This is a genomic window from uncultured Campylobacter sp., assembly GCF_938017775.1.
GTDB lineage: Bacteria > Campylobacterota > Campylobacteria > Campylobacterales > Campylobacteraceae > Campylobacter_B.
The window spans coordinates 1-23,212 of record NZ_CALIIU010000055.1; the positions used below are offsets into that span (position 1 = coordinate 1).

Here is a 23,212-nt window from a genome sequence, read left to right on the forward strand (position 1 = left end):
GGCCTTATCTGCATCGCTAAATAAAAGCAGGGCATATTTTTTATACTTCAGCCTATTTAGGCAGACGAGTATATTTATCGCAGATAGCGCGAGCATGCATAAAAACGACATTATGGGCGCATTATGTACAAACGTAAGAAACACGATGATATAAATGAGAAAGGTCAAAAGTGTCCCGAAAAACAGATATCTACAAAAGCGGAATCTATCGTAGCTTTTTAAAATTTCTTGCGGAATTTGGCTGATGTCCGCGGGGATTTTGTCTTTTTGCGTTTTTACCGCCTTTCTCGGTTATTTTAGCTCAAATTTTGCTTTTTTACTCCGTAGCGTTTTAAATTTAATGAAGCAAGCTTTTTTGACTTGCTTCTTTTTTAGCGGACAAGCGATCCCGATTTCACATTAAATTTTAAAAGCGAATACTTACCGGCTCTTGCAATTTTATCGATAAAATTTTTGGCAGGCTAAATTTACGCTTCATTTCTAGCTAAATTGAGCTTCAAAATTTATCCTGCTTCATTCATAAAATAAGGCAACTAAGCTAAAGCTCATTCGTTTTATCCACCCGCACGAACGCCCAGTGCATAAAATCCTGCTGCTCATCGCACTTGCCGTCGTTAAAATACTCCGCCAGGCGTGCTTCCTCTGCACTGCTTATCTCGCCGCCGAGCATCCAGCGTATTCTTTGGACGAACTCCTCCGCGCTGCTCGGTGCGCCGCCGTGGCACGGGGCTTTGATATAGCTGAGGCTCGGCAAATAGCCCATTTGAAACAGGATGTTTAAAAGATAAACGAAGCCTGGCTTTTGCTCCACTTCGCGCCTTATCGCATCCAAAATATCCCCGTCCACGAAGCTGCCGCCCACTTTAAACGTAATATAAAGCGATTTTTTTAGTCTTTGAAAGAAGCTTTTTAAGCGCGGCTTTTAGATCGTCCACCTCAAGGCAGCGCGAGGCAAAAACCACGTCGCACGCGGGTACGTCAGACCAATCGTCCTCGAAGGCTTTTTGCGCAAATTTTGCGTTTTTTACGCCGTAAATTTGAGCGTTCTCGCGGGCGAATTCCAGCATTTTGGGCGAAAAATCATAGCCGTAAATTTTATCCACCTTTTCCGCTGCCAGCACGCTTAACGCGCCCGCTCCGCACGCGAAATCAAGCAGCGTAGAAACGCCAGCAAAATCGACCTTGTCTATAAACTCGCGCGCGTAGGCGCTTTTCATCACGCCTTCGTTGAAGCTGGGCGCCTTTTTGTCCCAATGCTCTGCCAGTTTTTTGCCGAATAAGCTTTTTGCCTTTTGCGCCTTATAAAGCGCATCAAAGTCGATTTCGTCGTAGTTTGAAGGTAAAATCACAATCTATCCTCGTATCTTTCGTAGTTTATGCTGTAAATTTTATCGATATTTTCGGCATTTATGAGCTGCTTGCTGCGCCCGAAGGCTAAAATTTCGCCGTCTTTTATAAACAGCGTCAAATTTGAAACGAACTTCGCGTGGCGCGGGTAGTGCGTAGTCTGCACGAAGGTATAGCCCTCATCCCCCAGCGCTTTTATCATCTCTAGTAGCTTGATCTGATTGCCAAAATCCAGCCCGTTGGTCGGCTCGTCCATAAAGATCAATTTCGCGCCCTGAACCAGCGTGCGCGCGATATACGCCAGCTGCCGCCACTTGAAATTTCGCCTTTTAAGATTCTGTCTTTATATGGATTGCGCTTAGAATTTTATATCGTCGCGTTTTTGAAATTTGCGTCGTTGCGAATAAATTTTATCGAGGTTTAAAATTTGATGCTGCGTTGTTGCGCTGCGTAAAATTTCAATAACGCGCTAAATTTTAAGTAGCACGTAAAATCAAGCATTGCGCTAATTCAAGTTACGCGCCGAATTTAGCTCACGCGGCAAATTAAGCGCGCCATCTAAAAGCGGTATAAAATTCACTCGCGCGATAAAGTCCGTTCCTCGAGGCCTAGGCGTATAAAATTCTACCCAGGCGGATCATGTTCGAGCCGCATTTGATCGCGAGCTCAAAATCATCACTCATCCCCATCGAGCAGATCCGCGCGCCATGCGGCACGAGCGCGTCGAAAATCTCGCGGCTTGCCTCGAAGCTTCGCGCGATCTGCGCGGGCTCGCTCACATGCGCTCCGATGCTCATCACGCCGATTAAATTTAGATTTTTGCACTCTTGTTTGATGCGCAAAAACTCCTCCACCGCGCGGTTTTTATCGAGCCCCGTTTTGGAGCTCTCGCCCGCGGCGTTGATCTCCAGCAGCGTATCTAGCGGATAAGTTAGCCGCTTATTTACGGCAAGCGCGAGTTCATAGGAGTTGCAACTCTGCCACAGCGTCGGGCGCAGAGCGATGAGCTGATTGATTTTGTTGCTTTGCAGCGTGCCAATGAAGTGCCACTTTAGCGGCAGTTCACGCAGTAGTTCGCTTTTGCGCTTTAGCTCCTGCACTCTGTTTTCGCCAAACGCGATCTGTCCTTGTGAATACAGCTCGCGCACCTCATCCGTGCCTACGTTTTTACTCACAGCGACGAGCTGCACCTCGCCTGCGCCTGCTTTTGCAGCCTCAATGCGCTTTAAAATTTCATCCAGTCTCATTTGTAAAATCCCAAAATTCTAGCGAAATCATTCAGCACCGTAAATATCATCAAAAGCGCTAAAATCCCCATACCTACGTAGCTGGCACCAACGAACACCCGTTTTGGCACGGGGCGGCGGAAGATGAGCTCAAAGAGATTAAACGCGATGTGCCCGCCGTCGAGTGCTGGGATCGGAAAGAGGTTGATAAGCCCTAAATTTACCGATATTAGCGCCACGAGCGCGAGCAAGACCGCCGCGCCGTAATCGACCGCTTTTGAGGTGATGTCCGTAATGGCGACGATGCCGCCCATCTCCTTGGGCGAAACGACGCCGCTGGCGAGCTTTTCTAGACCCACCAAGATGAGCTTTGACGCTTCCACCGTCTGATCCCACGCGAAGCTAAGAGAGCTTGCGCCCTTGTGATATAGCGTCACGGTCGCGTTGTAATCGGGTGAAATGCCGATGAGCGGCACTCTGATGCTCTCGCGCCAGATGGTTTTTTTCTCGCCGAGCTTCGGCGTGAGCTGCAGGCTCAGCCGCTCGCCACCGCGCATGATTTCTAAGCTTAGAGGTGTGGCGGTTACCTGCTTTGAGATGTCGTCCCACTCGCGGATCTGCTTGCCGTCGATTGATAAAATTTCATCGTTTAGCATTAGTCCTGCGCTTGCCGCGGCGGAATTTGGCGAGATTTTGCCGACCTTGGGCGCTAGCTTTTCGACGCCGATGTAGCCCAGCGCGATGTAGATCAAAAACGCAAGCAGTAGGTTGAAAAACGGCCCCGCAAAAAGTATGATTATGCGCGCGATCGGGCCTTTGGAGTTGTAGCTGTCGGGGTCCGCGCTTACTGCGGCGGGATCCAGATCCTCCTGCCCCTTAAGACTTACGTAGCCCCCCAGAGGGATCGCGCTGATGGCGTACTGCGTCGCGCCGATGCGCTTAGTAAAGACCTTCTCGCCGAAGCCCACGCTAAAGACGTTCACCCCCACGCCCAGCGCCCGCGCCGCCAAAAAATGCCCCAACTCGTGGAAAAAGATGAGGAAGCTGATCGCCAGCACCGTGACCATAAAATTTATCGAGTAAAAATAAAATCCGACCGCCAGGATCGCGAGCGTTAAAATTATGCTTTTCAAATTTCAGACCTTTGTAAAAAATGGGCTAAGCTTACTATGATTTTGTAAATTTTAAGCTTAGAAAAGAGATTGTCTAAAAGCATAGTGGTATAAGCATGCTTTAATAAAATATATAAATTTAAAATTTTTTATTTCGCAATATCAGCAAGACGCAGGTAATAATCAATTAATTTTTGTGAATCAATCTCAATTTGTAAACCTCTTAAACCTCCACTCACCAAGATTGTTTTATTATCTAGTGCAGATTTATGAATAAAAACTGTATGTGCCATTGACCGGGAGCGCAATTTTTTCCTTTTTTAAAGCAGTTTGAGAGCACATTTGATTAAAAGAATAACGATCTCCAAAGGACTTATTTAAAATAGATACTATGAAAAATCCAATATTTTGATTAAGTTCAAATTTTGGTTTTAAAATATTTATACGACCATGGGATACTGCATAAAAATTTTTTGGCTGATAAAAACATTTCCCAAACATATCTACACTTAAAGAATTACCATCGAATTTTTCACTTAGCTCATCACAATTTTGCACATACGCAACTATCCCATTATTAAAATTCCCAGAGCTTATTAAAGGATTGTTTCCACTTTGAAGTCTTTTAGCTTGTAAATCACCTTTGGCTAGCAGAATTTCAAACAAATTTGCAAGTTCAAATTCATCCCATTTGCAATTAAGTTTACCAAAAAGACTTGCAGCTATTCGCATGATAGCCTCTTGGATATAATTTGCCAAATGTGAATTCGTAATAAAAACATCGCCGTTAGGCGAATTATTCTCTCTCTCTCTCTCTCTCTCTCTCTCTCTCTCTCTCTCTCGAAGCCGCCACCAATAATGAATAAGATGAGATTAAAATCTGCATTTTAATCTCTATATTTTTGATATAGTTTTCCATAAATTCAAAGTCTATTTGCTCGTCTTTGGAGGGTAATAAAATTTCAAAATCATAAGTTTGTGAGGCTCTTAGTTTATTTCCGAAGCCGAATTTGCCCGATAGCGATTTGCCTATAACGGCACAAATATACGTCATAGCTTTATTGCTTATATCTTTATTACTCCAAAAAACGCCGACATCATCTCCTGCAGCAAATTCATATTTTCGGTAAAAACAATTTCCAAAAATATCTATTGTTATGGAATTGGCCGGAAATCGTCTAGCCTCTTGATTAGAGATGTAATCACAAATTCCGTTATTTATGTATCCGGCCATAACGAATGGAATATCGCCATTTATATGATCCGATATTTTTAATCTTTTACCTTGCGCGATATGATCGAATATCTCTTTAAATTTAAAATTCTTAAATTTTTGCACTTTAAACCTTAATCTTTATCTCGTCATCGTCTAAATTTATCTCACTTCCATATAAAACGCTATCCAAAATAGTTTTTTCAAACTCCTTTTTATCGATACCGTTTTCAAAAAGCATATAATCAAGCACGACTTTTTTAAAATCTTGCTCGGTTATCTCAAATTTAGGCTCGGGCATTTTATACTGCAAGCTCTCATTCGGCTTTATCCACTGGCAGCTTTCATCGCCGCCTTGTTTATATATTACATCTACCCAGTAATCTTCAAGTTCTTGCCATTTGCCTTTTAAGTCATGACGTCCTTGATTTTTAACGGTTTCTAACCCGTCTTCTTTTATATAGCAACCGAAAATTTCTTTATTTCCTTGTGGTTCGTGCGCTTTAAATATAAAAATCGATGTTTCGTTTGCGCCTTTCATACGAGCAAACACTTCTTTCGGGAGGTTAATGATTTTCAAAAGAGAATGTTTTTTGAGCCATTTTAAAACTTGCTTTTTGCCGACTTCTAGTTTATTACTCGGTAATAAAAATGCGCAAATTGCACCATCTTCGACATTATCAAGTACATTTTTTACTATTTTTAAGCAGCCAAATTTATTTTCATAAGGTGGATTCATCAAAACTTTTGTGATGTTTTTATTTTTTATCCATTCGCAGGCCGCCTCGCTTCTAGCATCGTCATGAGTTAAATTGGTTTTTCCGTCTTTATGAATTAACATATTTGCGCAAGCTAGAGCAAATAGCTCTTTATCAAATTCTATTCCAAAAAGTCTATCATTTTGTATAATCTTAACCGCGCTTTCATTGAAATTTCCACCGACTTCGTTTATCATATTATTCATAGCTTTTACTAAAAATGCACCACTACCGCAGCATGCGTCTAAAATTTTATCTTTGTAGCTGACGTTTGCGATACGATACATTAGGCTTGTAATATGATCCGGTGTAAAAACTTGACCCGCTTCGCTCTTGCCCTTATAGCGAGTAAATTCGTTAAAGAAAATTCCCATAACGTCTTCACCGTTCCAAGCGTCGGTTTTGATATAGCCCGAAATGGCGATAACATCATCTATGAAGCCGTCTATTGCTTTTTGATTTTTTGTGTAGTTGAAACTAATTAAATTAAACTGCTCTTTTATGATGTCTAGTTTTAAATTCAATGCCTTTTGCTCACTATACGAGCTTTCAAGAGTTTTTATGATCTCGCTTTGCAGAGTTGCGAAATCGCGTCCTTTAAGACCGGCTAAATTTGCGCCTTTTCTATCGGCCACCAAAGCACAAGCTGTAAAAATCATCCTATGCTTTAGGTTGTTGATGCCAAAATTTATATGTAGGTTATCATTTATTGATTTAGTACATGAGTAAATTTTAGGCTTATCTATACTGCTCTGAGTAAATAGCTTAAGATAGTAATCTTTGCTAAAAAGCTCACTATCTTCTCTATAAAATTTATCGTTTTTATAAATTATTGCTTCGTTGCCATTATATAAAATACCTATTACTCGATTGTATTTGCTTCTTGTTATGTTTATATATTCTTGAAGTTGCGGTAAATTTTGATCCAGATTTGAATTTGGCTCATAGGCTTTGGTCTCTAAAATTATGGCAACTTCATTTATATCGTGCGGAAAATACCAACCGTCGGGCTTTTTATTAACCCCGCTAAAACCAAGTTCATTAAACGTAGTTATTTGTCCGACACCACTTTTGGCGTATTTTGAATCTTGAAATTTTAGTAACGCTCCAGCATTTTGCCTAATCACATCTTCGCTAACTCTCAAAGTCCCATACATCATAACAATTTTCCTTAATTTTGCCTATATATTACTATTAATCTAATGAGCGGCACGTAGATTTTTATCCTACATACACCCAAGGATAAGATCGCATAATTTGCGATTCAGTATATCTCATTTGGTTTAAATTTTATGCCAAATTTAAACCAAATTTTAACTCTTTTTCGTAGCCTTAGCATATGCCGCGACGTATTCAAAGCCCGAATATAGTGTCAGTGCGACCGCTATCCAGAGTAGGGCGTTTGCATAGGGCCACTGCATCGTTAGCCAGCCGATAGCGATCATCTGAAAGACCGTTTTTACCTTGCCCGCCATCGACGCGGCGACCTCTACGCCGTCGCCCGCCATCGCCACGCGAAGACCAGTGATAAAAAACTCGCGGATTAGGATCAGATAGATCGCCCACGGACTGGCGCGCCCGATAAACATAAGCCCCAAAAAGCCCGCAAGCGTAAGCATCTTATCGGCGAGCGGATCGATGATGGCGCCAAGTCTCGTTTTTTGGTTCCAAGAGCGCGCGATGTATCCGTCGAAAAAGTCCGTGACGGAGGCGATGACGAAGACTAGCGCGGCGAAATAATCAATCCAGCTGACGTGCACCGAGCCCACCATGCCGCCGTTCGCATGGCCTGCTAGTAAGATCAGCCAGAAAAACAGCGGCGCCAGCGCAACGCGAAAGCTCGCTAAAATATTGGGTAAATTTAGCATTATTTAAAGGTCGTTCCGCCGTCGACGATGAAGGTGTGCCCCGTCACCCAGCTAGCCTTGCTCGAGCATAGAAATAAACATGCTCCCGCCAGATCCTCCGGCTGCCCCATGCGTCCCAGCGGGCTAAGCTCGGCGGTTTTATCGCGTACCTCTTCGTAGTTGGTAAAGGCCCGCAGCGCATCCGTTTCGATCGGTCCCCCGCTTACTACGTTTACGCGGATGTTTTTCTCACCGAGTTCGGTTGCGGCGTAGCGTGCCATCGCTTCGACGGCGGCTTTCGCCGTGCCGTGACCCGCGTAGTTTTCGATATAGACTAAATTTCCCGTGGAGCTAAGCGAGATGATCGAGCCGCCGCCTACCGCTTCCATACGCTTTGCGGCTTCTTGCGCGCCCACGACGAAGGCATTTACCGTCGCGGTAAAGATATTATTGATGCCGCGCGGCTTTAGCCTCATAAATTTAGTATATCCACCCGCGACTGCGCGACCCGAGATGATGGCGTTTGAGATGAAAAAATCCACTCGCGCAAAATCCTCGTCGATCTTGGCAAAGAGCTCCTTGTAGGTCTCTGGCTCTAAGATATTGAGCGCGTAAGCGCGCGCCTTGATGCCGTAAGCCTTCTCAAGATCGGCTGCTTGCGAAGTCGCTAGCTCCTCGTTGGAATTATACGTAAAAGCGATATTTGCCCCTGCAGCTGCGAATTCCAAAACTATCGCCCTGCCTATGCCTCTCGTGCCGCCGCTGATAACTAGCGTTTTTCCTTTAAATTCGTTCGTCAATTAAAATCCTTTGATAGCGTATTGTTTCATTACGTTTTCTATTTTTTTGAGGTTTTCCGCGCTCGGCTCGCAAAGCGGCAAGCGGTACTCCAAGCTCGGCGTCAGACCTGCAATATACATCGCCGCTTTGATCGGGATCGGATTGCTCTCGCAGAATAAAATTTTATTGATCGCGTAGAGATCGTCGTTGATCTGCTTGGCTTTTAAAAACTCATTTTGCAGCGCAAATTTCGTAAGTCTCGCCGTGTAATCGGGCAGTAAATTTGCCGTAACGGAGATCACGCCTTTGCCGCCGTTGCTTAGGATCGGATAGTTGATTGCATCCTCGCCGCTAAGCACGCTAAGGCGCGGCTCGTGCGCGAGCAGATCGACGCATTTATCGATGCTGCCGCTGGCTTCTTTGACGCCGTAGATGTTCTCGCAGTCGTTAAAAAGCTTGATGATCGTATCTGCGGCTATGTCGCAGCCGGTGCGACCGGGGACATTGTAGAGCAGTACCGGCAGATCTACCGAGCTCGCGATCGCCTTGTAGTGCAGATAGAGCCCCTTTTGAGTGGGTTTGTTGTAGTAGGGCGCTACGGATAAAATTCCGTCCGCGCCGTGAGCCTGCGCAAACTGCGCAAGCCCGATCGCTTCGTGAGTTGCATTACTGCCTGCGCCCGCTAGCACCTTAACGTCCGTGCCCTTGCACGCATCTACGGCGATTTCGATACAGACGCGGTGCTCGTCGTGCGTCAGCGTCGCGCTCTCGCCCGTAGTACCGACGGGCACGACCGCGCTTATGCCGTTTGCGATCTGTCTTTTAATGAGCTTTGCGTAGGTCTGCTCGTCCAGTTTGCCCTCTTTAAAAGGCGTGATCAGCGCCGTCATAGAGCCGATTATGACATTTTTATTCATCGTTTTCCTTTCGTAAGATAATGCTCGTGGAGCTTTTAAGGCTTAGATAGGTTTTCATCGCTTTTTTAACCGCGCTTTTATCTAGGCTTTTAATTTCGCACTCCAGCCTAAATAGCGCGTCCAGATCGCCGCGGACGATGTAGCTGCCGTACATCTGAGCTACCTTGCTAGCGCTGTCGAGGGAGTAGATCAGATCGCTACTTAGGGTGTTTTTGATCTTTAGCATATCGTCGTCGCTTATTTTAGCTTTTTTGGCTTTTTCGATCAGCGCTAAAATTTCACTCCTCAGCGCCTCGCCGCTTACGCCTTGGTTGCAAACGGCAAAGACTATAAATAAATTCTCATCCTTACCGCTCATATCGTAGATATTGATCTGATTGGCGAGCTTTTTCTCATCGACCAGCACGCGCTGTAAAAGCGAGCTCTTGCCGCCGCTAAGATATATATCCATCGCTTTGATCGCCGCGGCGTCGGCGTGGTTAAACGGCGGAATTTTAAAGGCGACTGCCACGATCTGAGCCTCGCTATTTTTATAAATAACGCTAAGCTTCTCGCCGTCTTGCGTAGGCTCGGTGCAGTGAGGGCGCGGAATTTCGCTTTTATTTTTTACGGGCGCGAAATATTTTTTAGCCGCATCAAACGCCGCCTTTTCGCCGATGTCGCCGGTGATAAGCAGCACGGCGTTTTGCGGCTGATAAAATTTAGCGTGAAATTCCTTGATATCTTTGATGCTCCAGTTTTCGATGTCCTTACGAAAACCGATCGGCGTCCAGTGGTACGGGTGGTACAAAAACGCAGCGTTATATAGCCTGAAAAATAGGTATCCGAACGGATCGTTATCGGTGCGCCACAGCCGCTCCTCAAGCACTACCTTGCGCTCGGGCTGAAATTCTTTGTCTTTGAGGCTCAAGTTTTGCATGATGTCGGCGTAAAGATCCAAGCAGACCTCTAAATTTGAGCTCGCGCACTTGATGAAGTAGTGCGTGTAATCAAAGCCCGTGCTTGCGTTGTTCACGCCGCCGAATCCCTTCACGATCGCGTCGAACTCGCCCGCCTTACGATTTTTCGTGGATTTAAAATTCAGATGCTCCAGCATGTGCGCGATGCCGCTTTTGCCCATCGTCTCGTCGCGCGAGCCGACGTTGTAAAACACGTCCACGCTGATGACGCCGCTGCCTTTATTCATCGGGATGTGATAAATTTGAAGTCCGTTTTGCAGCGTGATTTTCTTAAATTTCGGAAACATTAATCTTTTTTCGCCTTTCGTTTTTTGCTTGAGTTTTGCTCTGCGTCTTGGGCGCCACTCGCTTCTTTAACCTCTTTAAGCTCTTTGGTCTCTTTAGCCTCGGCATTTTTAGTTTTGGCGCTGTTTTGTTTTACGTTTTTACTCTTGGAGTTTTTGCTTTCCGTGCTATTTTTTGGCGCGGCTTTAGTTTTAGAATTTTTACTTTCTATGTCGTTTTTTTGTGCGGCTTTAGTTGTGGTTTTATTTTTAGATGCGGTTTTTGTTTTGGCGGTTTTGCTTTCCGCGCCGCCTTGTTTTGTGCTTTTAGCCTTTAAATTCTCGCTTTTTGCGCTGCTTCGTTTTGCGCTTTTAATCTCCGAAATTCCGCTCTCCGTACGGCTTTGCTCGATTGATCTTTGATCCGTCGCGGTATCTGCGCTTACTAAGGCGTTTAAATTTACCAAAGCGTCGGAATTTTCGTCCGCTTCGGAGCTTGAGTTTGTTTGGGCAGTTGGAATTTCATCTGCTTGAACGGCGGGAATTTTATTAACTTGGGCGCTCGATATTTCGCTTTTGCCGTCGTTTGGAATTCCGTCCGCATCCCTGCTTTCGGGCGCGTTTGAAATTTCGCTCGTTTTCTCGCTTTTGCTCGTGCTTGGAATTTTATCCGTTCTGGCATCCGCCTCTTTGTCTTCGCAAGCGCGCAAATCTGCGCCGTTGCCGAGATTTTCCGCCTGATCGCCTCTGATGCCGTATCCTTCGCCCGCGCGAGTTTTTAAATTTACCCCGACCGCCTCGCTTACGTTATTAAAGCCGTCTGCGCGCAAAAGCTCCGCCAGCCCCTCGTTGATCGATTTTGCGACGAACGGGCCTTTGAAGATAAAGGCGGTAAAAATTTGAACCAGGCTCGCGCCCGATTTGATGCGCTCGTAGGCCTCTTGCGCGCTGTCTATGCCGCCGCAGCTGATTAGGATCGTGCGGCCGAAGAGCTCGCGAGCGACCTGTGCGAAAAGCTCGCGCGATTTTTCGGTGATAAGCCTGCCGCTTAGACCGCCGAAGTCCCTAGCATTGGGGCTTAGCGAATAATCGACGCTCGTGTTGTTTATGATGATGCCGTTTGCGCCGCTTTGCACCGCGCACTCGCACAGTGCGATCGCCTGAGCCGCGCTCATATCGGGCGCCAGCTTTAAGACTAGCGGCCTGTTCGTGATCTCTTTCATCGCTCTGATCAGCTCGCTTATGAAGCTGTTTTCTTGCAAAGCGCGCAGATTCGGGGTGTTCGGCGAGCTTACGTTGATGATGAAAAAATCGCACAGCCCGTTAAATTTACGGCCCAAGGCTTCGTAATCGCTTAGCGCATCCTCGTTCGAGGTGGCTTTGTTTTTGCCGATGTTTGCGGCGATCGGGATTTTAAAAGGATAAATTTTTCGCACGCGACGCTCGATAATATCGGCGCCTTCGTTGTTAAAACCCATTGCGTTTTGAATGCTCTGCTCGCTAACGAGGCGAAAAAGTCGCGGCTTTTCGTTGCCGCTTTGAGGACGCGGCGTAAAGGTGCCAAAATCGATGTGTCCGAAGCCAAGAGCGGCCAGCGGCGCGATCATCGTGGCGTTTTTGTCGAATCCGCCCGCGATACCCACGGGGTTATCGAAGCTTAAATTCCATATATTTTGAGTTAAAATTTCATCTTTATAAACGCCGAATTTTGCTAAAATCTCAAGTCCACCCGGAGTCGCATAGAGCGCGCGAAGTCCGAATTCTGCGATCTTGTGAGCGGTTTCGGGATCGAATAGAAAAAAGATTTTTTTCAAGGTATCGTAATTCATAATTTTTCCTCAAATTTTGCATAATGGTAGCTAAAATTTAATTAAATATAGATAAGGATTTCGCGCCGTATTTGCAATCTGCGGCGGTTAAATTTAATTTTAGAATTACGCGCTTAAATGCTGCATAGAATTTCTACGGCTCGTCGCGACGATCTAAATTTACGCAGAAGCTCAAAGATGTGCGGCGCAAATTTTATAAATTTAGCCCGCCCGGGTACGTGCCGAAACGCGCGGTGTCTGTGGCACAGCTCGCGGTGGCGGGCATCGCCGCGATTTTATCCTGCGCCGATCTACGCTCAATCCCGCTGAAGCTAAATTTTAAAATTTAAAGCGTCCACTCGCGCTGTTTGAGCCTTAGCGTGCGTCTTTGTCAGCGAAGGCAACCATCATCGTGCCCAGAGGAATGATTGCAACGCCCAAGATAATCGCTAGCGGGTTTAGCAAGGACAGCTTGGCAAGCAGGTAGATCGCCGCCACGAGCGCCGCGTAGGACAAAATTTTAAACGGAGAGAAAAACGCTCCCGCAAAATTGCTCCGAATCTCGCTTCGCTCAAGCTCGCCTTCCCAATCATTGACGCTGCCGTCTGCGCCGTCGAAATCATCATTTGATCCGTCGCGCGCGCCACCAATCCCACCTCCAAAATCGCTCGTACCGTCGCTCCGCTCGCTGCTATCTACATCGCCGCCACGATTTCCGTTATCTATGCCGCCGCTATGATTGCTGCGATCTGCGCCGTCGCTCCAGCCGCCGCCCAGGTCGCTACTCGCTGCATTTTTCAAGTCGTCGCAACGCGCGCCTATGCCGCCTTGCGAACTATCGCTAGCTTCGTCGTTTATGCCGTCGTATGAGTTGCCGCAAGTCGCGCTGCCATTCATATTAAATTTATCGGCGGCATGTCCTAAAGCGGTCGCGTCGCAAGCGGAGGTTTTGTCGTTGCTCTTCGTAGAATTTACGTCGCGCTCGGCGGTAAAATTTTTGATATCTTCGTCGATAGAGTTTGCGGCGCGCTCGGCGGCGGTTTCGTCGTACAGAGCGCAACTATCGCCGTTTTCGGTGCTGGTTTCGCCGTTTGTGAAATTTACGGCGTCTTCGGAATTTCGAGTGTTTGAAATTTCATCGCCTGAATTTTCGCCCCTAAAGCTTTCGCTCTTTAAAATTTCGCCGCCGCAAATTTTGCCGTATGAAATTTCATCGCCGCTTGCGTCGCCTTGGTTTTCGCCGCGACTTGCGGAATTCGTATCGCTAGCGGAAGTTTCGCTGCTTATGAAACCTGCTGAATTTTTAGAGCTTTGCTGCAAAATTTCATCGTATTTACCGGCTCTGAGTTCATCTTCTATTTTGTTTCGGTAAGCGCGAAACGAAAAATATACCGCGCCGAATGCACCCAAAAATCCAGCCTCCAAGCTAAGAAGCCACGCAAGCGCCCGCACGCCGAAAGAGCCCGCGCCGAAAAATCCTGCGCCGCAAAGCGCCAGCCCAAGCAGGGCAAACGTCGCGTTTAGCGCGCAGTATACGAGCAAAAATCGCCTATTCAATCTCGCTCATCCCATTCATCGTCGTCGAAATTTTTCGGATCCGCTTTGTATTTTGGATTGTCCTCAAGCTCCTTTAGGCTCGAATTTAGCGCCTTGCACGCGCGGTAAACGTTCAAAAACGCCGCTGCGATGCCAATAGCGATGCCCAGCCATAATAAAAGCAGCGAGCCCGTGAGGTGCCGCAGCCCAAGCCCGATCGCTACTCCGATGCCGATTGCTACGACGATTGAGATGCCTAGGCTGATGTCGCAGGCGCCCCTTACGATTTTGTTTAAATTTTTCGTTACTCTCATCTAAAATCCGTAAAATTTTAAAATGCAGCCCTTAAAGCGCCGCCATCGCTTCATCCGCGGCGTTTAGCGCAAAGTCGATCTGCGCTTCGTTCATCGTAGAGCAGATAAAGCCCGTCTCAAACTGACTAGGCGCCAAAAATACGCCGCGCTTAATCATCTCGCCGTGAAATTTCGCAAAGCGCGCGGTGTCTGCTCGCAGGGCGCCGTCATAGTCGCGCACCTCTTCGTCTGCGAAAAAGTAGCCGAACATCGAGCCTACGCAAGCGGTTTGCAGCGCGATACCGCGGCGCTGTGCTATGGTGCAAAGCCCGTCTGCGAGCCTGCGCGCTAGTTCGCCGAGCCTTTCGTAAAGGCCGCTGCTAGCGTAAATTTTACTTAGGCTGGCGATACCCGCAGCCATCGCGACGGGGTTTCCGCTTAGCGTGCCTGCTTGATACACCGCTCCTAGCGGGCTTATCATATCCATAATTTCGCGCTTGCCTGCAAACGCCGCCACGCTCATACCGCCGCCGATGACCTTGCCGAAGGTTACCAGATCGCCGCGGACGCCGTAGATGCCGTAGCTGCCTAGCTCGCTCGCGCGAAAGCCGCTCATTACCTCGTCGATTATTAGCACGATCTTTTTCTCGTCGCACAGCGTGCGAAGCTCTGTTAAAAATTTAGGATCCGCCGGTACTAGGCCCATATTCCCCGCGACCGGCTCGATGATGATCGTGCCGATGTCGTTTTGCGCTAGGACGTCCTTTACGCTTTGTATGTCGTTGTATCTGGCTAGGTAGGTGTTTTTTGCGACGTCCTGCGGCACGCCCGCGCTGCTTGCATTACCGAAAGTGCTCGCGCCGCTGCCCGCTTTGACGAGCAGGCTGTCGCTGTGACCGTGGTAGCAGCCCTCAAATTTTAAAATTTTATCTCGTCCGCTAAAGGCGCGCGCAAGACGGATCGCGCTCATCGTGGCTTCCGTGCCGCTGCTGGTAAAGCGGATCTTGTCTAGGAAATCGAAATTTTTTAGCACCAGCGAGGCAAGCTGCGTCTCAAGCGGGCTGGATGCGCCGAAGCTTAGCCCCTTTTTAGCGGTCTGCACGACGGCGCGCTCAATGTCTGCGTCAGCATGACCGAAGATGAGCGGACCCCAGCTCTGCACGAAGTCGAGATATTTTTTGCCTTCAACGTCGTAGATGTACGAGCCCTCGCCGTGATCCACCATAAAAGGCTCGCCGCCTACGTTACCGAATGCTCGCACAGGCGAGTCTACGCCGCCTGGGATAAGTTTTTGCGCTGCTAGAAATTCGTCGTGATTATTCATTTTTTCTCCTTCTTTTTGGGTTGATTTATCGATTTTATATATTTGTAGATGATGATGATCTCGTTTTGCGTCAGGAAGTAGCTCGGCATCACGTCGCGCGAGCTGCTGATCCCGTCGGCGAGCTCCTGAAGCGAGAGATTGTTGATCGGCGGCGCGTTTAGGGCGCGCTCGTAGTAGGCGCCTGCGGTGCGGTTAAATTCTTTATACGTCGCGATCAGCGAGCCCTCGCCCTTTTCGCCGTGGCACTTGTCGCAGCCCACGCCGCGCGGGTTTTTATACAGCATCGCGCCGTACTCCTCGTCGGTGATAAAGCTATCGGCTTGTACATCGCGAGGTAGAAAAAATATGGTCGCGTTTAAAAACAGCGCTAAAAATATGAAATTCCGCATCTTCTCGTTTCGAATTTTTGGCGCAATAATATAAAAAATGTGCTTAAATTTCATAACGTCGCTATCTTTTCGATCCCCTCGAAATAAAAGACGTTTAGCTCATCCTGCCTGCGGTAGAGGAATTTTAGTCCGTGTGCCTTAGCGATGTTATCGACGATGTAGAGCCCCAGGCCGAAGCTTTGCTTGGCGTTCGTGCCCTTGACGAATGCCTCTTTGTAGTAGCTAAAGTCCTTCTGCAGCGGCTCGCCGAGCGTTATGAAGTCCATCGACTCGGCGTCTAAGCGGATTAAAATTTTACCGTCTGAGGCGTATTTGACGGCGTTGTCGATTAAATTTTTTACCGCGACGCAAAAGAGCTTCAGATCGACATTTAGGCTTAGGCCTAGCGGATTTTCCAGCGCCACGCAGCCGGGCTCGATCATTGCGATACTAAGCGCTTCTTTTAAAATTTCATCCATTGAAAAAATTCCGCGTTCGATTAGTGCCGTACCCGCGGTCGCGCGCTCGACCGCCGCAAATTCGTTGATTAGGCTTTCCAGCCGCTCAAAGACCGAGATGAGGCGCTCTTGATTTTTGCCGTGCTCGATCATCTCGACGGCGATGCGACCCTTTGTGATGGGAGTTTTGAGCTCGTGCATTATGTTTCGCAAAAACATATGGCGCGATTCGTTAAGCTTATTTATCTGCGTGACCGCCTCGTAAAACGCGTGCGAAACCTCGGAAATTTCGTCGTTTCCTACGCTTACGTCCTTGATTTGAAGATCGCCTTTAGCAAATTTATCGATCTGGCGCTTAAGCTTGCGAAGGGGGCGAATTTTGCGGATGATGAAAATATACGCAAGCAGGATGATCACCAAAATGACGCCATAGATCGCTTTGAAAATATCGTAGCGATAGGGCTGATAATCCTTGTCGTTTAAAAGCCGCGTCTCGCCAGCGTGCGTGATTTTTAGATAGTGCTTGCGCTTAAAAAGCAGGATATCAGCAGAGCCGATGTCTGCGGAGATGCTATCTAAAATTTCAGCGCCTTTAATGATCTCATCGCGCTTGGCTTCATCGCGGATGGTCGAAAACTCGAAATTCGCGACCTGGCGGTCGTATTCGACATCGCTGATGAGCTTACTCATCTGATATAGGTTCGCGCGCGCAACGATGGAGTATTTGGAGTTTAGCTCGCGAGTGTAGTTTTGCTGATCGTAGCCGATGAGCCAGAGCAGAGCGAGCGAAACGCCCACGGCGGCGAGCGTGAAGATGAACGTGATGGTGTAAAAAATCGACGATCTTACTTTCATTAAATTTATATGATCCTTAAATTTTTAAAATTTCAAAGCTTTGTAAGCCGCGGGCTTGTTTTGGCTTTGGCGCGCGTACCGACTTATTCAGCTTTAAATTTACGGCGCGTCTTAAAGGCACAGCGCGTAAATTTTAAAATTTCATCGCAAAGCAGGGCGCTTTTAAATTTAATAGCCACGCCGCTTTAAATTTTAAAATTTTTCCCGCTGCCCTGGGCTCTGTTTTTTATGGCTCATTCTTGCCCGTAGAGCCGAACTGCTTGCGGAATTCAACGATAAAATCCTGCGCGCATCTAACCGCGTACTAAATTTATAACTACAAAATTTTATCGTAAAATTTTAACGCTTCAGTTGCGGCGCCTTAAATTTAAACGGCAAAATCGCGCAGGCCGACTTGCGATTTCAGTTTCGCCGCGCGAGTGCCTATTAAATTTAGAGCCGCGAGCGGCTAAATTCTATCGCGTCTCCCGTACGGCGCAAGCCCGCTCATTGTATCAGCTTATAGCCTACGCCGCGGATGGCGTGGATGTAGCTAGGCGCCTTGGACGTTTCGCCGAGTTTTAGACGAATGCGACCGATGATGACGTCGATGCTTTTGCTCGAGGATTCCTCGCTTATGGAGCTGCAGTTGTAGATGAGCTCCTCGCGGGTGATCGCACCGCCTTCCTTTTTGATGAGATACGAAAGCACGTCGTATTCGGCGATGGTGAGCGACAGGGGCTGTCCTTTGAAGCTGATGACGTGGCGGAAATCATCCACTTCGAGGTCTTTTTTGGGCTTTGCGGCGCGTTGGATGGAGTTTATGTCGTAGCGCTCGATGTGGCGCTTGATGCGCGCTAAAAGCTCTTGCGGATTATAGGGCTTTGGCAGATAATCATCCGCGCCGAAGTCAAAAGCGTTGATCTTATCGGTCAGATCGTGGCGGGCACTTGAGATTATGATCGGTATATCGGTGTTTTTGCGGATCTCTTTGCAGACCTCAAGCCCGTCCATCCCAGGAAGCGTGAGATCTAAAATCACGAGGTTGAAATTTTCTAAATTTAGCTTAGAAAGCCCCAAAAACGGATCGTCCGCGACTGTAATATCGATATCGTATTGCTGCAGATATTCGCTTAAAATTTCGGCGAGTTCTAAATCGTCCTCTATCATTAAAATTTTAGTCATAAAAAAGCCTTTGAAATTTTGCGCGGATTATAACAAAATATAGTTTATATATTTTAAAGCGGCAAATTTGAGCGAAATTTTATAAAAATGAGGCGAGAAGGGGTAAAATTTTGAAATTTTTCGAAACCTAGCAAAATTTCAAAAATCAGCCCCAAAAATATGGCGAAATTTTGAAATTTAAAGAAGCAAAATCTGAAAAATTGACGAATTTGGGCTAAATTCGGCTAAATTTTGCCGAATTTTGCGTTTTTTTCTTAAAAAACTATTGTATTTTTTGCGAAACTATTGTAGAATACCGCCCAAGCCACTTTATTTTAAAGGATTAGCATGAAAAAAGCTGATTTTATCCAAGTAGTTGCCGAGAAGGCAGGTCTTTCTAAAAAAGATACCGTTAAGGTAGTTGATTCTGCACTTGAGGCTATCAAAGAGCTTTTGGTAAAAGGTGATGACATAAGCTTCATCGGCTTCGGATCTTTCGGTATTGCAGAGCGTGCAGCTCGCGAGGGTAAAGTTCCTGGCACAAACAGAACTTATAAATCTCCTGCTACTAAAGTAGTAAAATTTAAAGTCGGCAAACAGCTAAAAGAGGCTGTTGCAGCTGCAAAAGGCAAGAAGAAAAAATAATTTTCTTGCTCCAAGCCCCGTCTTCGGGGCTTTTCTTTTTTAAATTTATACAATCGTAACTTTTTAAAATGCCCGAGTGGTGAAATTGGTAGACGCACCAGACTCAAAATCTGGCGAGGGCAACCTCGTGTCGGTTCGATTCCGACCTCGGGCACCATAAATCTTCTTTAAATTTTATCTGTAATTTCAACCGCCTTTTGCAAATTTCAACTTGCTATAAAATTTTTTATACTATTATTACCGCGGTATTTCTTTAAAAGAGGCAATTATTTATGATACGTAAAATTCTTATCGCTAATCGCGGCGAGATCGCGGTTCGCATCATTAGGGCCTGCAGAGATCTGCATATTAAAAGCGTCGCGATCTACACAAAACCCGACATCGATTGCTTGCACGTAAAAATCGCCGATGAGGCCTACGAAGTAAGCACCGATGCGCTAAAAGGCTATCTGGACGCCAAAAAGATCGTCGAAGTCGCCAAAGAGTGCGGCGCTGATGCGATACATCCTGGATACGGCTTTTTGAGCGAGAATTTTGACTTTGCAAGAGAGGTCGAGGACGCGGGCATTATTTTTATCGGCCCCAAACCCGACGTTATCCGCAAAATGGGCAATAAAAACATCGCTCGCTATCTGATGCGCAAGAACGGCATCCCGATCGTGCCTGGCACCGAAAAGCTAAATCACGAGAGTATGGATACGATCAAAAAATATGCGCGCGAGATCGGCTATCCCGTAATTTTAAAGGCTAGCGGCGGCGGCGGCGGACGCGGTATCCGCGAGGTGTGGGACGAGAAAGATATGCAGAGCGCCTACGACTCGTGCACGAGAGAGGCGAAAACCTTTTTTAACAACGATGAAATTTTTATGGAAAAACTCGTCGTCAAGCCGCGCCACATCGAGTTTCAGATCATCGGCGATAATTACGGCAACATCATTCACCTATGCGAGCGCGATTGCTCGATCCAGCGCCGCCACCAAAAGATTATCGAGATTGCGCCGTGTCCCTCTATTAGCGAGCATCTACGTAAAACGATGGGTACGACTGCAGTCGCTGCGGCAAAAGCGGTGAATTACACCAATGTCGGCACGGTGGAATTCCTACTCGATGATTACAACAATTTCTATTTTATGGAGATGAATACCCGTATCCAGGTCGAGCACGGTATCACCGAGGAGGTTACGGGCGTCGATCTCGTCGTTCGCCAGATCCGCATCGCAAACGGCGAAATTTTAGAGCTTGAGCAAAGCGATATCAAGCCGCACGGCTACGCGATCGAAGCTAGAATCACTTCCGAAAACGTCTGGAAAAATTTCACCCCCGTTCCCGGCACCGTTAGCGATTATTATCCTGCACTCGGTCCTTCCGTGCGCGTCGATAGCCATATCTACAAGGGCTATAAAATTCCGCCGTTTTACGACTCGCTTCTAGCCAAGCTCATCATCAAAACCACCGACTACGACCTGGCCGTCAATAAGCTAGAGCGCGCGCTGAAGGAGTTTCGCATCGAGGGGGTGCGCACGATCATTCCATTTTTGCTCAGCATCAGCAAGTCGCGCGAATTTCGACTCGGCTTTTTTGACACGAGCTACGTAGAGAAAAATTTAGACAAAATTTTAGAAAACACTATGGACGATATGCAGCCGAATAAAAACGAAGCGATCGCCGCCATCATCGCTGCGATGTGCAAATCGGCGCGGATTTAGGAAAGAGTTATGGATTTTTTAGATAGCCTAAAAGATATAAAAAAGGATATGCTTAAGGACAAGGCGGCAAGCTCCACGCCCAAAAAGCCCAAAAAATCTAATCCAAATCGCGACGAGTTTAAAGATATTTTCAGGGATGACGATTTGAGCCTGCAAAGCGGAAGCGGCTTAGACGGCGTCGCGACGGAAGAGCTTGACGTAGCCAAAGAGAGCATCGCCGCACGCGAAAAGCGCCTCAAAGATGAGTTTTTAAAATACGTGGACGCGGCAAATATCAAAAAACTGAATGACTGAAATTCCATTTTGCACGCTGGATTTTTCTTGTCCTTATCTGGACGGCAGAGCCGCGCGCAGCGAGTATCTCTACATAAAAGACTGCGACTTCGAGTATAATTCAAGCTTAGTGCAACACGGCTATCGCCGCTTCGGCAGGTATTTTCAAAAGCCTATTTGTGCAGCCTGTGCGGAGTGCAAAAGCCTACGCGTCGATGCCGCAAATTTTAAATTTAGCAGATCGCACCGCCGCGTCTATAAAAATAATCGCACGACCGCCTATGTATGGCAATCTCGCCCGCTTTTAAACGATGCGCGTTTGGAGCTTTTCGCGCTTTATCACGACTACATGCATCTAAAAAAGGGCTGGCCTTTGCAAGAGATCGATTTTGAGCGATATGATGAAATTTACGTCCAGGGTCACGGCGACTTCGGCAAAGAAATTTCTTACTACGGCGAGGATGGGCGGCTTATCTGCGTCGATCTCATCGATATCGTGGACGACGGCATCAGCTCGGTGTATTGCTACTACGATCCGTATCTGCCGCATCTAAGTCTGGGTAAATTTTCGCTTTTAAAACAGATCGAGTTTGCCCAAGATCTGGGGCTGCGATGGATCTATCTGGGCTACGCGGTCAAGCAGTGTCCGAGCCTAGCGTATAAATTTAGCTACGAGCCGTATGAAATTTTAAACTCATACACAGAGCTTGACGCTCCCGCCGTGTGGGAGGGGTGCATACAGAGATAGGTTCCACGCGCGGACGCCAGGAGCGGCCTAGACATAGGCGCTGCGTAGAATGGTAAGCTTCACGCATCCGTACAGCGACAGCGCGCAGGAGTCGAGATCGTGTCGCCGCGTAGAATTCGCTCGCGCGCAGATAGGACGAGGTATGTTAAAAGTACGCCTCGGCGTCAAATATCGCGCTGAAATTTAGCGCCGCTCGGTCTGCAAAAATATCCGCGGCGATGGAATTAAAAAGTAGAGCAGATGGATTTGCAAATTTTACGACAGACTCGGCATTTGCGTGTTATAAGACGACACACGCGGTTTTTGGACGTACTTGGCTCTTGAGTGCGCGCGAAAAAGGGCGATCGGTTTCGTAATATAACTCTTACGCTGCCGCAATTAGCCTTGGCGCTGCGACCGGCTTCGGCATTGACCTAGTTTCGATATCGCGATTGGTTCTGGTCCGTAACTGATACTGCCGCGCAAGCGGCGAAGCACAAAAAGATGGCTTATAAAGCACGATACAGCATATATTTTGTAAAATTTAAGCAAACTGCGAAGCCGCAATAAGACGACCGGTTACGGCAAATTTATCAACTCCACTTTGTTTTCCAGCGTTTTTGGGATCAATAAAACCTTGCCGTCGCTTGAGATATCCGCAGGTCTTTGCATCGTGCCGAGATCTAGCTTTAGCACGCGTCCGTCCGTACCGACGCGCCAAATTTTACCGCTTAAAAGATCCTCGCCCCAGTCGCTAATTAAAATTTCACCGTTTTTTCCGCGCGCTATGCCGTAGAAAACCCCCTTCATATCGGCGAAGATCGAAATTTCGCGAGATTTCAGATCCATGCTTAGCACGCGCCCCGGGACCTTTCCGCTAAGATCGAAGGTGGTGATCAGAAGTTTGTCACCTTTGAGCATAAGCGCGCCCGCATTGCCGAGCGACGGATCGATGCGCGCAAACTCATCCGCGGTGCGCGAGAGCAGGTCGATGCGCCAGATCGTCCCATGCACGGGATCGCTTGCTAGCAAAACCTCGCTGCCGAGCGCTACGACATCGTTTAAGGCCTGCGCTCCCTCGATTTTTAGATTGAAAACCTCCTGGCTTTTGGCAAAACCCCTGATCGTATCGATATCGCAGACATAAAGCACGTCCGCGATCTGCGCCATTCCGCCCGGATTTACCAGATCGTCTATAAAATTTGTCTCAACAACATTGGAATTTTTTACTATGCGGCTGATGAAGCCGTCTCGCTCTTGTGGATCTTCACTACTGCCGCGATTTGCGATGTAAAAAGCGTCATCGGTAATGAGCGAACCACTAGGTGCGCTAAATCCGTCGATCTCTAGGCCAAAAAGCGCGCCTGTCAAGGCGCACAAAAGTAGAACTTTTTTCATAATCTCTCCTTGATCTCGCCAAAATTTTAAGAATTTTAAAATTTTTAAGCGAAGCGACGAGTGCCAGGTTAAAATTTTAAAATTCGCAGCGAGCTTTAAGATGAGCGAAATTTAAACCCGCAGAGCAAATAAAAGCGCAATTTTAATTAAACAAGGTGGCTTAATCGGCAAAATTCTAGCGGGTTGGAAGGCCTTGCTTCGCGCGTCGCTTTCAATTTGATGCGTTGAAACCGAAGTGAGTAGTTTTGTGCGTGCT

At 47.1% G+C, this 23,212-nt stretch carries 23 protein-coding genes, 1 tRNA gene and 1 pseudogene; 5 read left to right on the plus strand and 20 right to left on the minus strand.

All coding sequences use genetic code 11. From position 1 onward, the window contains the following. Positions 1-538 precede the first annotated feature (538 nt). The 19 genes and pseudogenes from Q0537_RS07825 to Q0537_RS07915 form a co-directional block, all read right to left on the minus strand. Entirely contained in the window at positions 539-847 is a 309-nt protein-coding gene (locus Q0537_RS07825; RefSeq protein ID WP_299226790.1) for a hypothetical protein, read from the minus strand. Between the two features lie 16 nt (positions 848-863). Then, a complete protein-coding gene (locus Q0537_RS07830) occupies positions 864-1,349 on the minus strand; it encodes a class I SAM-dependent methyltransferase (protein WP_299226793.1) in 486 nt (161 codons plus the stop codon). Further along, entirely contained in the window at positions 1,346-1,612 is a 267-nt protein-coding gene (locus Q0537_RS07835; protein WP_299226796.1) for an ABC transporter ATP-binding protein, read from the minus strand. The genes Q0537_RS07830 and Q0537_RS07835 overlap by 4 nt, the downstream gene beginning before the upstream one ends. 343 nt (positions 1,613-1,955) lie before the next feature. Continuing rightward, entirely contained in the window at positions 1,956-2,594 is a 639-nt protein-coding gene (locus tag Q0537_RS07840; RefSeq protein WP_298757611.1) for a YggS family pyridoxal phosphate-dependent enzyme, read from the minus strand. Further along, positions 2,591-3,706 carry an RIP metalloprotease RseP gene (rseP, locus tag Q0537_RS07845; protein ID WP_299226799.1) on the minus strand — a complete coding sequence of 372 codons (1,116 nt, stop codon included), beginning with the start codon at positions 3,704-3,706 and terminating at the stop codon, positions 2,591-2,593. The genes Q0537_RS07840 and rseP overlap by 4 nt, the downstream gene beginning before the upstream one ends. 246 nt (positions 3,707-3,952) lie before the next feature. Next, the gene (locus Q0537_RS07850; RefSeq protein WP_299226802.1) at positions 3,953-4,444 is read right to left on the minus strand and encodes a restriction endonuclease subunit S; all 492 of its coding nucleotides are present in this window, start codon (positions 4,442-4,444) and stop codon (positions 3,953-3,955) included. Between the two features lie 37 nt (positions 4,445-4,481). Continuing rightward, the gene (locus Q0537_RS07855; protein WP_299226805.1) at positions 4,482-5,024 is read right to left on the minus strand and encodes a restriction endonuclease subunit S; all 543 of its coding nucleotides are present in this window, start codon (positions 5,022-5,024) and stop codon (positions 4,482-4,484) included. Position 5,025: 1 nt separating this feature from the next. Next, a complete protein-coding gene (locus Q0537_RS07860) occupies positions 5,026-6,816 on the minus strand; it encodes an N-6 DNA methylase (RefSeq protein ID WP_299226807.1) in 1,791 nt (596 codons plus the stop codon). Positions 6,817-6,969: 153 nt separating this feature from the next. After that, entirely contained in the window at positions 6,970-7,527 is a 558-nt protein-coding gene (pgsA, locus tag Q0537_RS07865) for a CDP-diacylglycerol--glycerol-3-phosphate 3-phosphatidyltransferase (RefSeq protein WP_298082217.1), read from the minus strand. Continuing rightward, positions 7,524-8,303 carry an enoyl-ACP reductase gene (locus Q0537_RS07870; RefSeq protein ID WP_291937459.1) on the minus strand — a complete coding sequence of 260 codons (780 nt, stop codon included), beginning with the start codon at positions 8,301-8,303 and terminating at the stop codon, positions 7,524-7,526. Before Q0537_RS07870 ends, pgsA begins: the two co-directional genes overlap by 4 nt. Next, positions 8,304-9,200, minus strand: a complete 897-nt coding sequence (gene dapA / locus Q0537_RS07875) for a 4-hydroxy-tetrahydrodipicolinate synthase (RefSeq protein ID WP_299226810.1) — start codon at positions 9,198-9,200, stop codon at positions 8,304-8,306. Then, positions 9,193-10,446, minus strand: coding sequence for a pitrilysin family protein (locus tag Q0537_RS07880; RefSeq protein ID WP_299226813.1), 1,254 nt, complete (start codon positions 10,444-10,446; stop codon positions 9,193-9,195). Before Q0537_RS07880 ends, dapA begins: the two co-directional genes overlap by 8 nt. 752 nt (positions 10,447-11,198) lie before the next feature. After that, positions 11,199-12,251: pseudogene (locus tag Q0537_RS07885) on the minus strand (quinone-dependent dihydroorotate dehydrogenase); the annotation flags it as partial. A 354-nt stretch (positions 12,252-12,605) separates the two neighbouring features. Next, a complete protein-coding gene (locus Q0537_RS07890; protein WP_299226816.1) occupies positions 12,606-13,772 on the minus strand; it encodes a hypothetical protein in 1,167 nt (388 codons plus the stop codon). A gap of 11 nt (positions 13,773-13,783) precedes the next feature. After that, on the minus strand, positions 13,784-14,080 hold the full coding sequence (locus tag Q0537_RS07895; RefSeq protein WP_299226819.1) for an AtpZ/AtpI family protein: 297 nt from the start codon (positions 14,078-14,080) through the stop codon (positions 13,784-13,786). Between the two features lie 31 nt (positions 14,081-14,111). Further along, on the minus strand, positions 14,112-15,383 hold the full coding sequence (gene hemL / locus Q0537_RS07900; protein WP_299226822.1) for a glutamate-1-semialdehyde 2,1-aminomutase: 1,272 nt from the start codon (positions 15,381-15,383) through the stop codon (positions 14,112-14,114). After that, a complete protein-coding gene (locus Q0537_RS07905) occupies positions 15,380-15,772 on the minus strand; it encodes a cytochrome C oxidase subunit III (protein ID WP_299226825.1) in 393 nt (130 codons plus the stop codon). The genes hemL and Q0537_RS07905 overlap by 4 nt, the downstream gene beginning before the upstream one ends. A 50-nt stretch (positions 15,773-15,822) precedes the next feature. Next, on the minus strand, positions 15,823-17,064 hold the full coding sequence (locus Q0537_RS07910; RefSeq protein ID WP_299226828.1) for an ArsS family sensor histidine kinase: 1,242 nt from the start codon (positions 17,062-17,064) through the stop codon (positions 15,823-15,825). 486 nt (positions 17,065-17,550) lie between these two features. Further along, a complete protein-coding gene (locus tag Q0537_RS07915; protein WP_005870247.1) occupies positions 17,551-18,228 on the minus strand; it encodes a response regulator transcription factor in 678 nt (225 codons plus the stop codon). A gap of 327 nt (positions 18,229-18,555) precedes the next feature. On the opposite strand from Q0537_RS07915, the gene Q0537_RS07920 reads away from it, so the two are divergent. From Q0537_RS07920 to Q0537_RS07940, 5 genes are all read left to right on the plus strand, one after another. Next, the gene (locus Q0537_RS07920) at positions 18,556-18,852 is read left to right on the plus strand and encodes an HU family DNA-binding protein (RefSeq protein ID WP_177389243.1); all 297 of its coding nucleotides are present in this window, start codon (positions 18,556-18,558) and stop codon (positions 18,850-18,852) included. Positions 18,853-18,922: 70 nt separating this feature from the next. Beyond that, a tRNA-Leu gene (locus Q0537_RS07925) sits at positions 18,923-19,009 on the plus strand. A gap of 115 nt (positions 19,010-19,124) precedes the next feature. Continuing rightward, the gene (locus tag Q0537_RS07930; RefSeq protein WP_299226832.1) at positions 19,125-20,558 is read left to right on the plus strand and encodes an acetyl-CoA carboxylase subunit A; all 1,434 of its coding nucleotides are present in this window, start codon (positions 19,125-19,127) and stop codon (positions 20,556-20,558) included. A gap of 9 nt (positions 20,559-20,567) precedes the next feature. Next, complete coding sequence (locus Q0537_RS07935) at positions 20,568-20,852, plus strand: hypothetical protein (RefSeq protein WP_299226836.1); 285 nt, start codon at positions 20,568-20,570, stop codon at positions 20,850-20,852. Then, positions 20,845-21,579 carry an arginyltransferase gene (locus Q0537_RS07940; protein ID WP_299226839.1) on the plus strand — a complete coding sequence of 245 codons (735 nt, stop codon included), beginning with the start codon at positions 20,845-20,847 and terminating at the stop codon, positions 21,577-21,579. The genes Q0537_RS07935 and Q0537_RS07940 overlap by 8 nt, the downstream gene beginning before the upstream one ends. 558 nt (positions 21,580-22,137) lie before the next feature. Here the strand turns inward: Q0537_RS07940 and Q0537_RS07945 are convergent. After that, a complete protein-coding gene (locus Q0537_RS07945) occupies positions 22,138-22,956 on the minus strand; it encodes an ATP-binding protein (protein ID WP_299226842.1) in 819 nt (272 codons plus the stop codon). Positions 22,957-23,212: the final 256 nt, after the last annotated feature.

What these genes read in the sequence shown, in the direction of transcription:
- Q0537_RS07915 (WP_005870247.1), bottom strand. Translation starts at nt 18,228, where the DNA reads ATGACTAAAATTTTAATGATAGAGGACGATTTAGAACTCGCCGAAATT.
- dapA (WP_299226810.1), bottom strand. Translation starts at nt 9,200, where the DNA reads ATGAATAAAAATGTCATAATCGGCTCTATGACGGCGCTGATCACGCCT.
- Q0537_RS07910 (WP_299226828.1), bottom strand. Translation starts at nt 17,064, where the DNA reads ATGAAAGTAAGATCGTCGATTTTTTACACCATCACGTTCATCTTCACG.
- Q0537_RS07920 (WP_177389243.1), top strand. Translation starts at nt 18,556, where the DNA reads ATGAAAAAAGCTGATTTTATCCAAGTAGTTGCCGAGAAGGCAGGTCTT.
- Q0537_RS07930 (WP_299226832.1), top strand. Translation starts at nt 19,125, where the DNA reads ATGATACGTAAAATTCTTATCGCTAATCGCGGCGAGATCGCGGTTCGC.
- Q0537_RS07840 (WP_298757611.1), bottom strand. Translation starts at nt 2,594, where the DNA reads ATGAGACTGGATGAAATTTTAAAGCGCATTGAGGCTGCAAAAGCAGGC.
- Q0537_RS07895 (WP_299226819.1), bottom strand. Translation starts at nt 14,080, where the DNA reads ATGAGAGTAACGAAAAATTTAAACAAAATCGTAAGGGGCGCCTGCGAC.
- Q0537_RS07935 (WP_299226836.1), top strand. Translation starts at nt 20,568, where the DNA reads ATGGATTTTTTAGATAGCCTAAAAGATATAAAAAAGGATATGCTTAAG.
- hemL (WP_299226822.1), bottom strand. Translation starts at nt 15,383, where the DNA reads ATGAATAATCACGACGAATTTCTAGCAGCGCAAAAACTTATCCCAGGC.
- Q0537_RS07880 (WP_299226813.1), bottom strand. Translation starts at nt 10,446, where the DNA reads ATGTTTCCGAAATTTAAGAAAATCACGCTGCAAAACGGACTTCAAATT.
- Q0537_RS07905 (WP_299226825.1), bottom strand. Translation starts at nt 15,772, where the DNA reads ATGCGGAATTTCATATTTTTAGCGCTGTTTTTAAACGCGACCATATTT.
- Q0537_RS07940 (WP_299226839.1), top strand. Translation starts at nt 20,845, where the DNA reads ATGACTGAAATTCCATTTTGCACGCTGGATTTTTCTTGTCCTTATCTG.
- Q0537_RS07945 (WP_299226842.1), bottom strand. Translation starts at nt 22,956, where the DNA reads ATGAAAAAAGTTCTACTTTTGTGCGCCTTGACAGGCGCGCTTTTTGGC.
- Q0537_RS07860 (WP_299226807.1), bottom strand. Translation starts at nt 6,816, where the DNA reads ATGATGTATGGGACTTTGAGAGTTAGCGAAGATGTGATTAGGCAAAAT.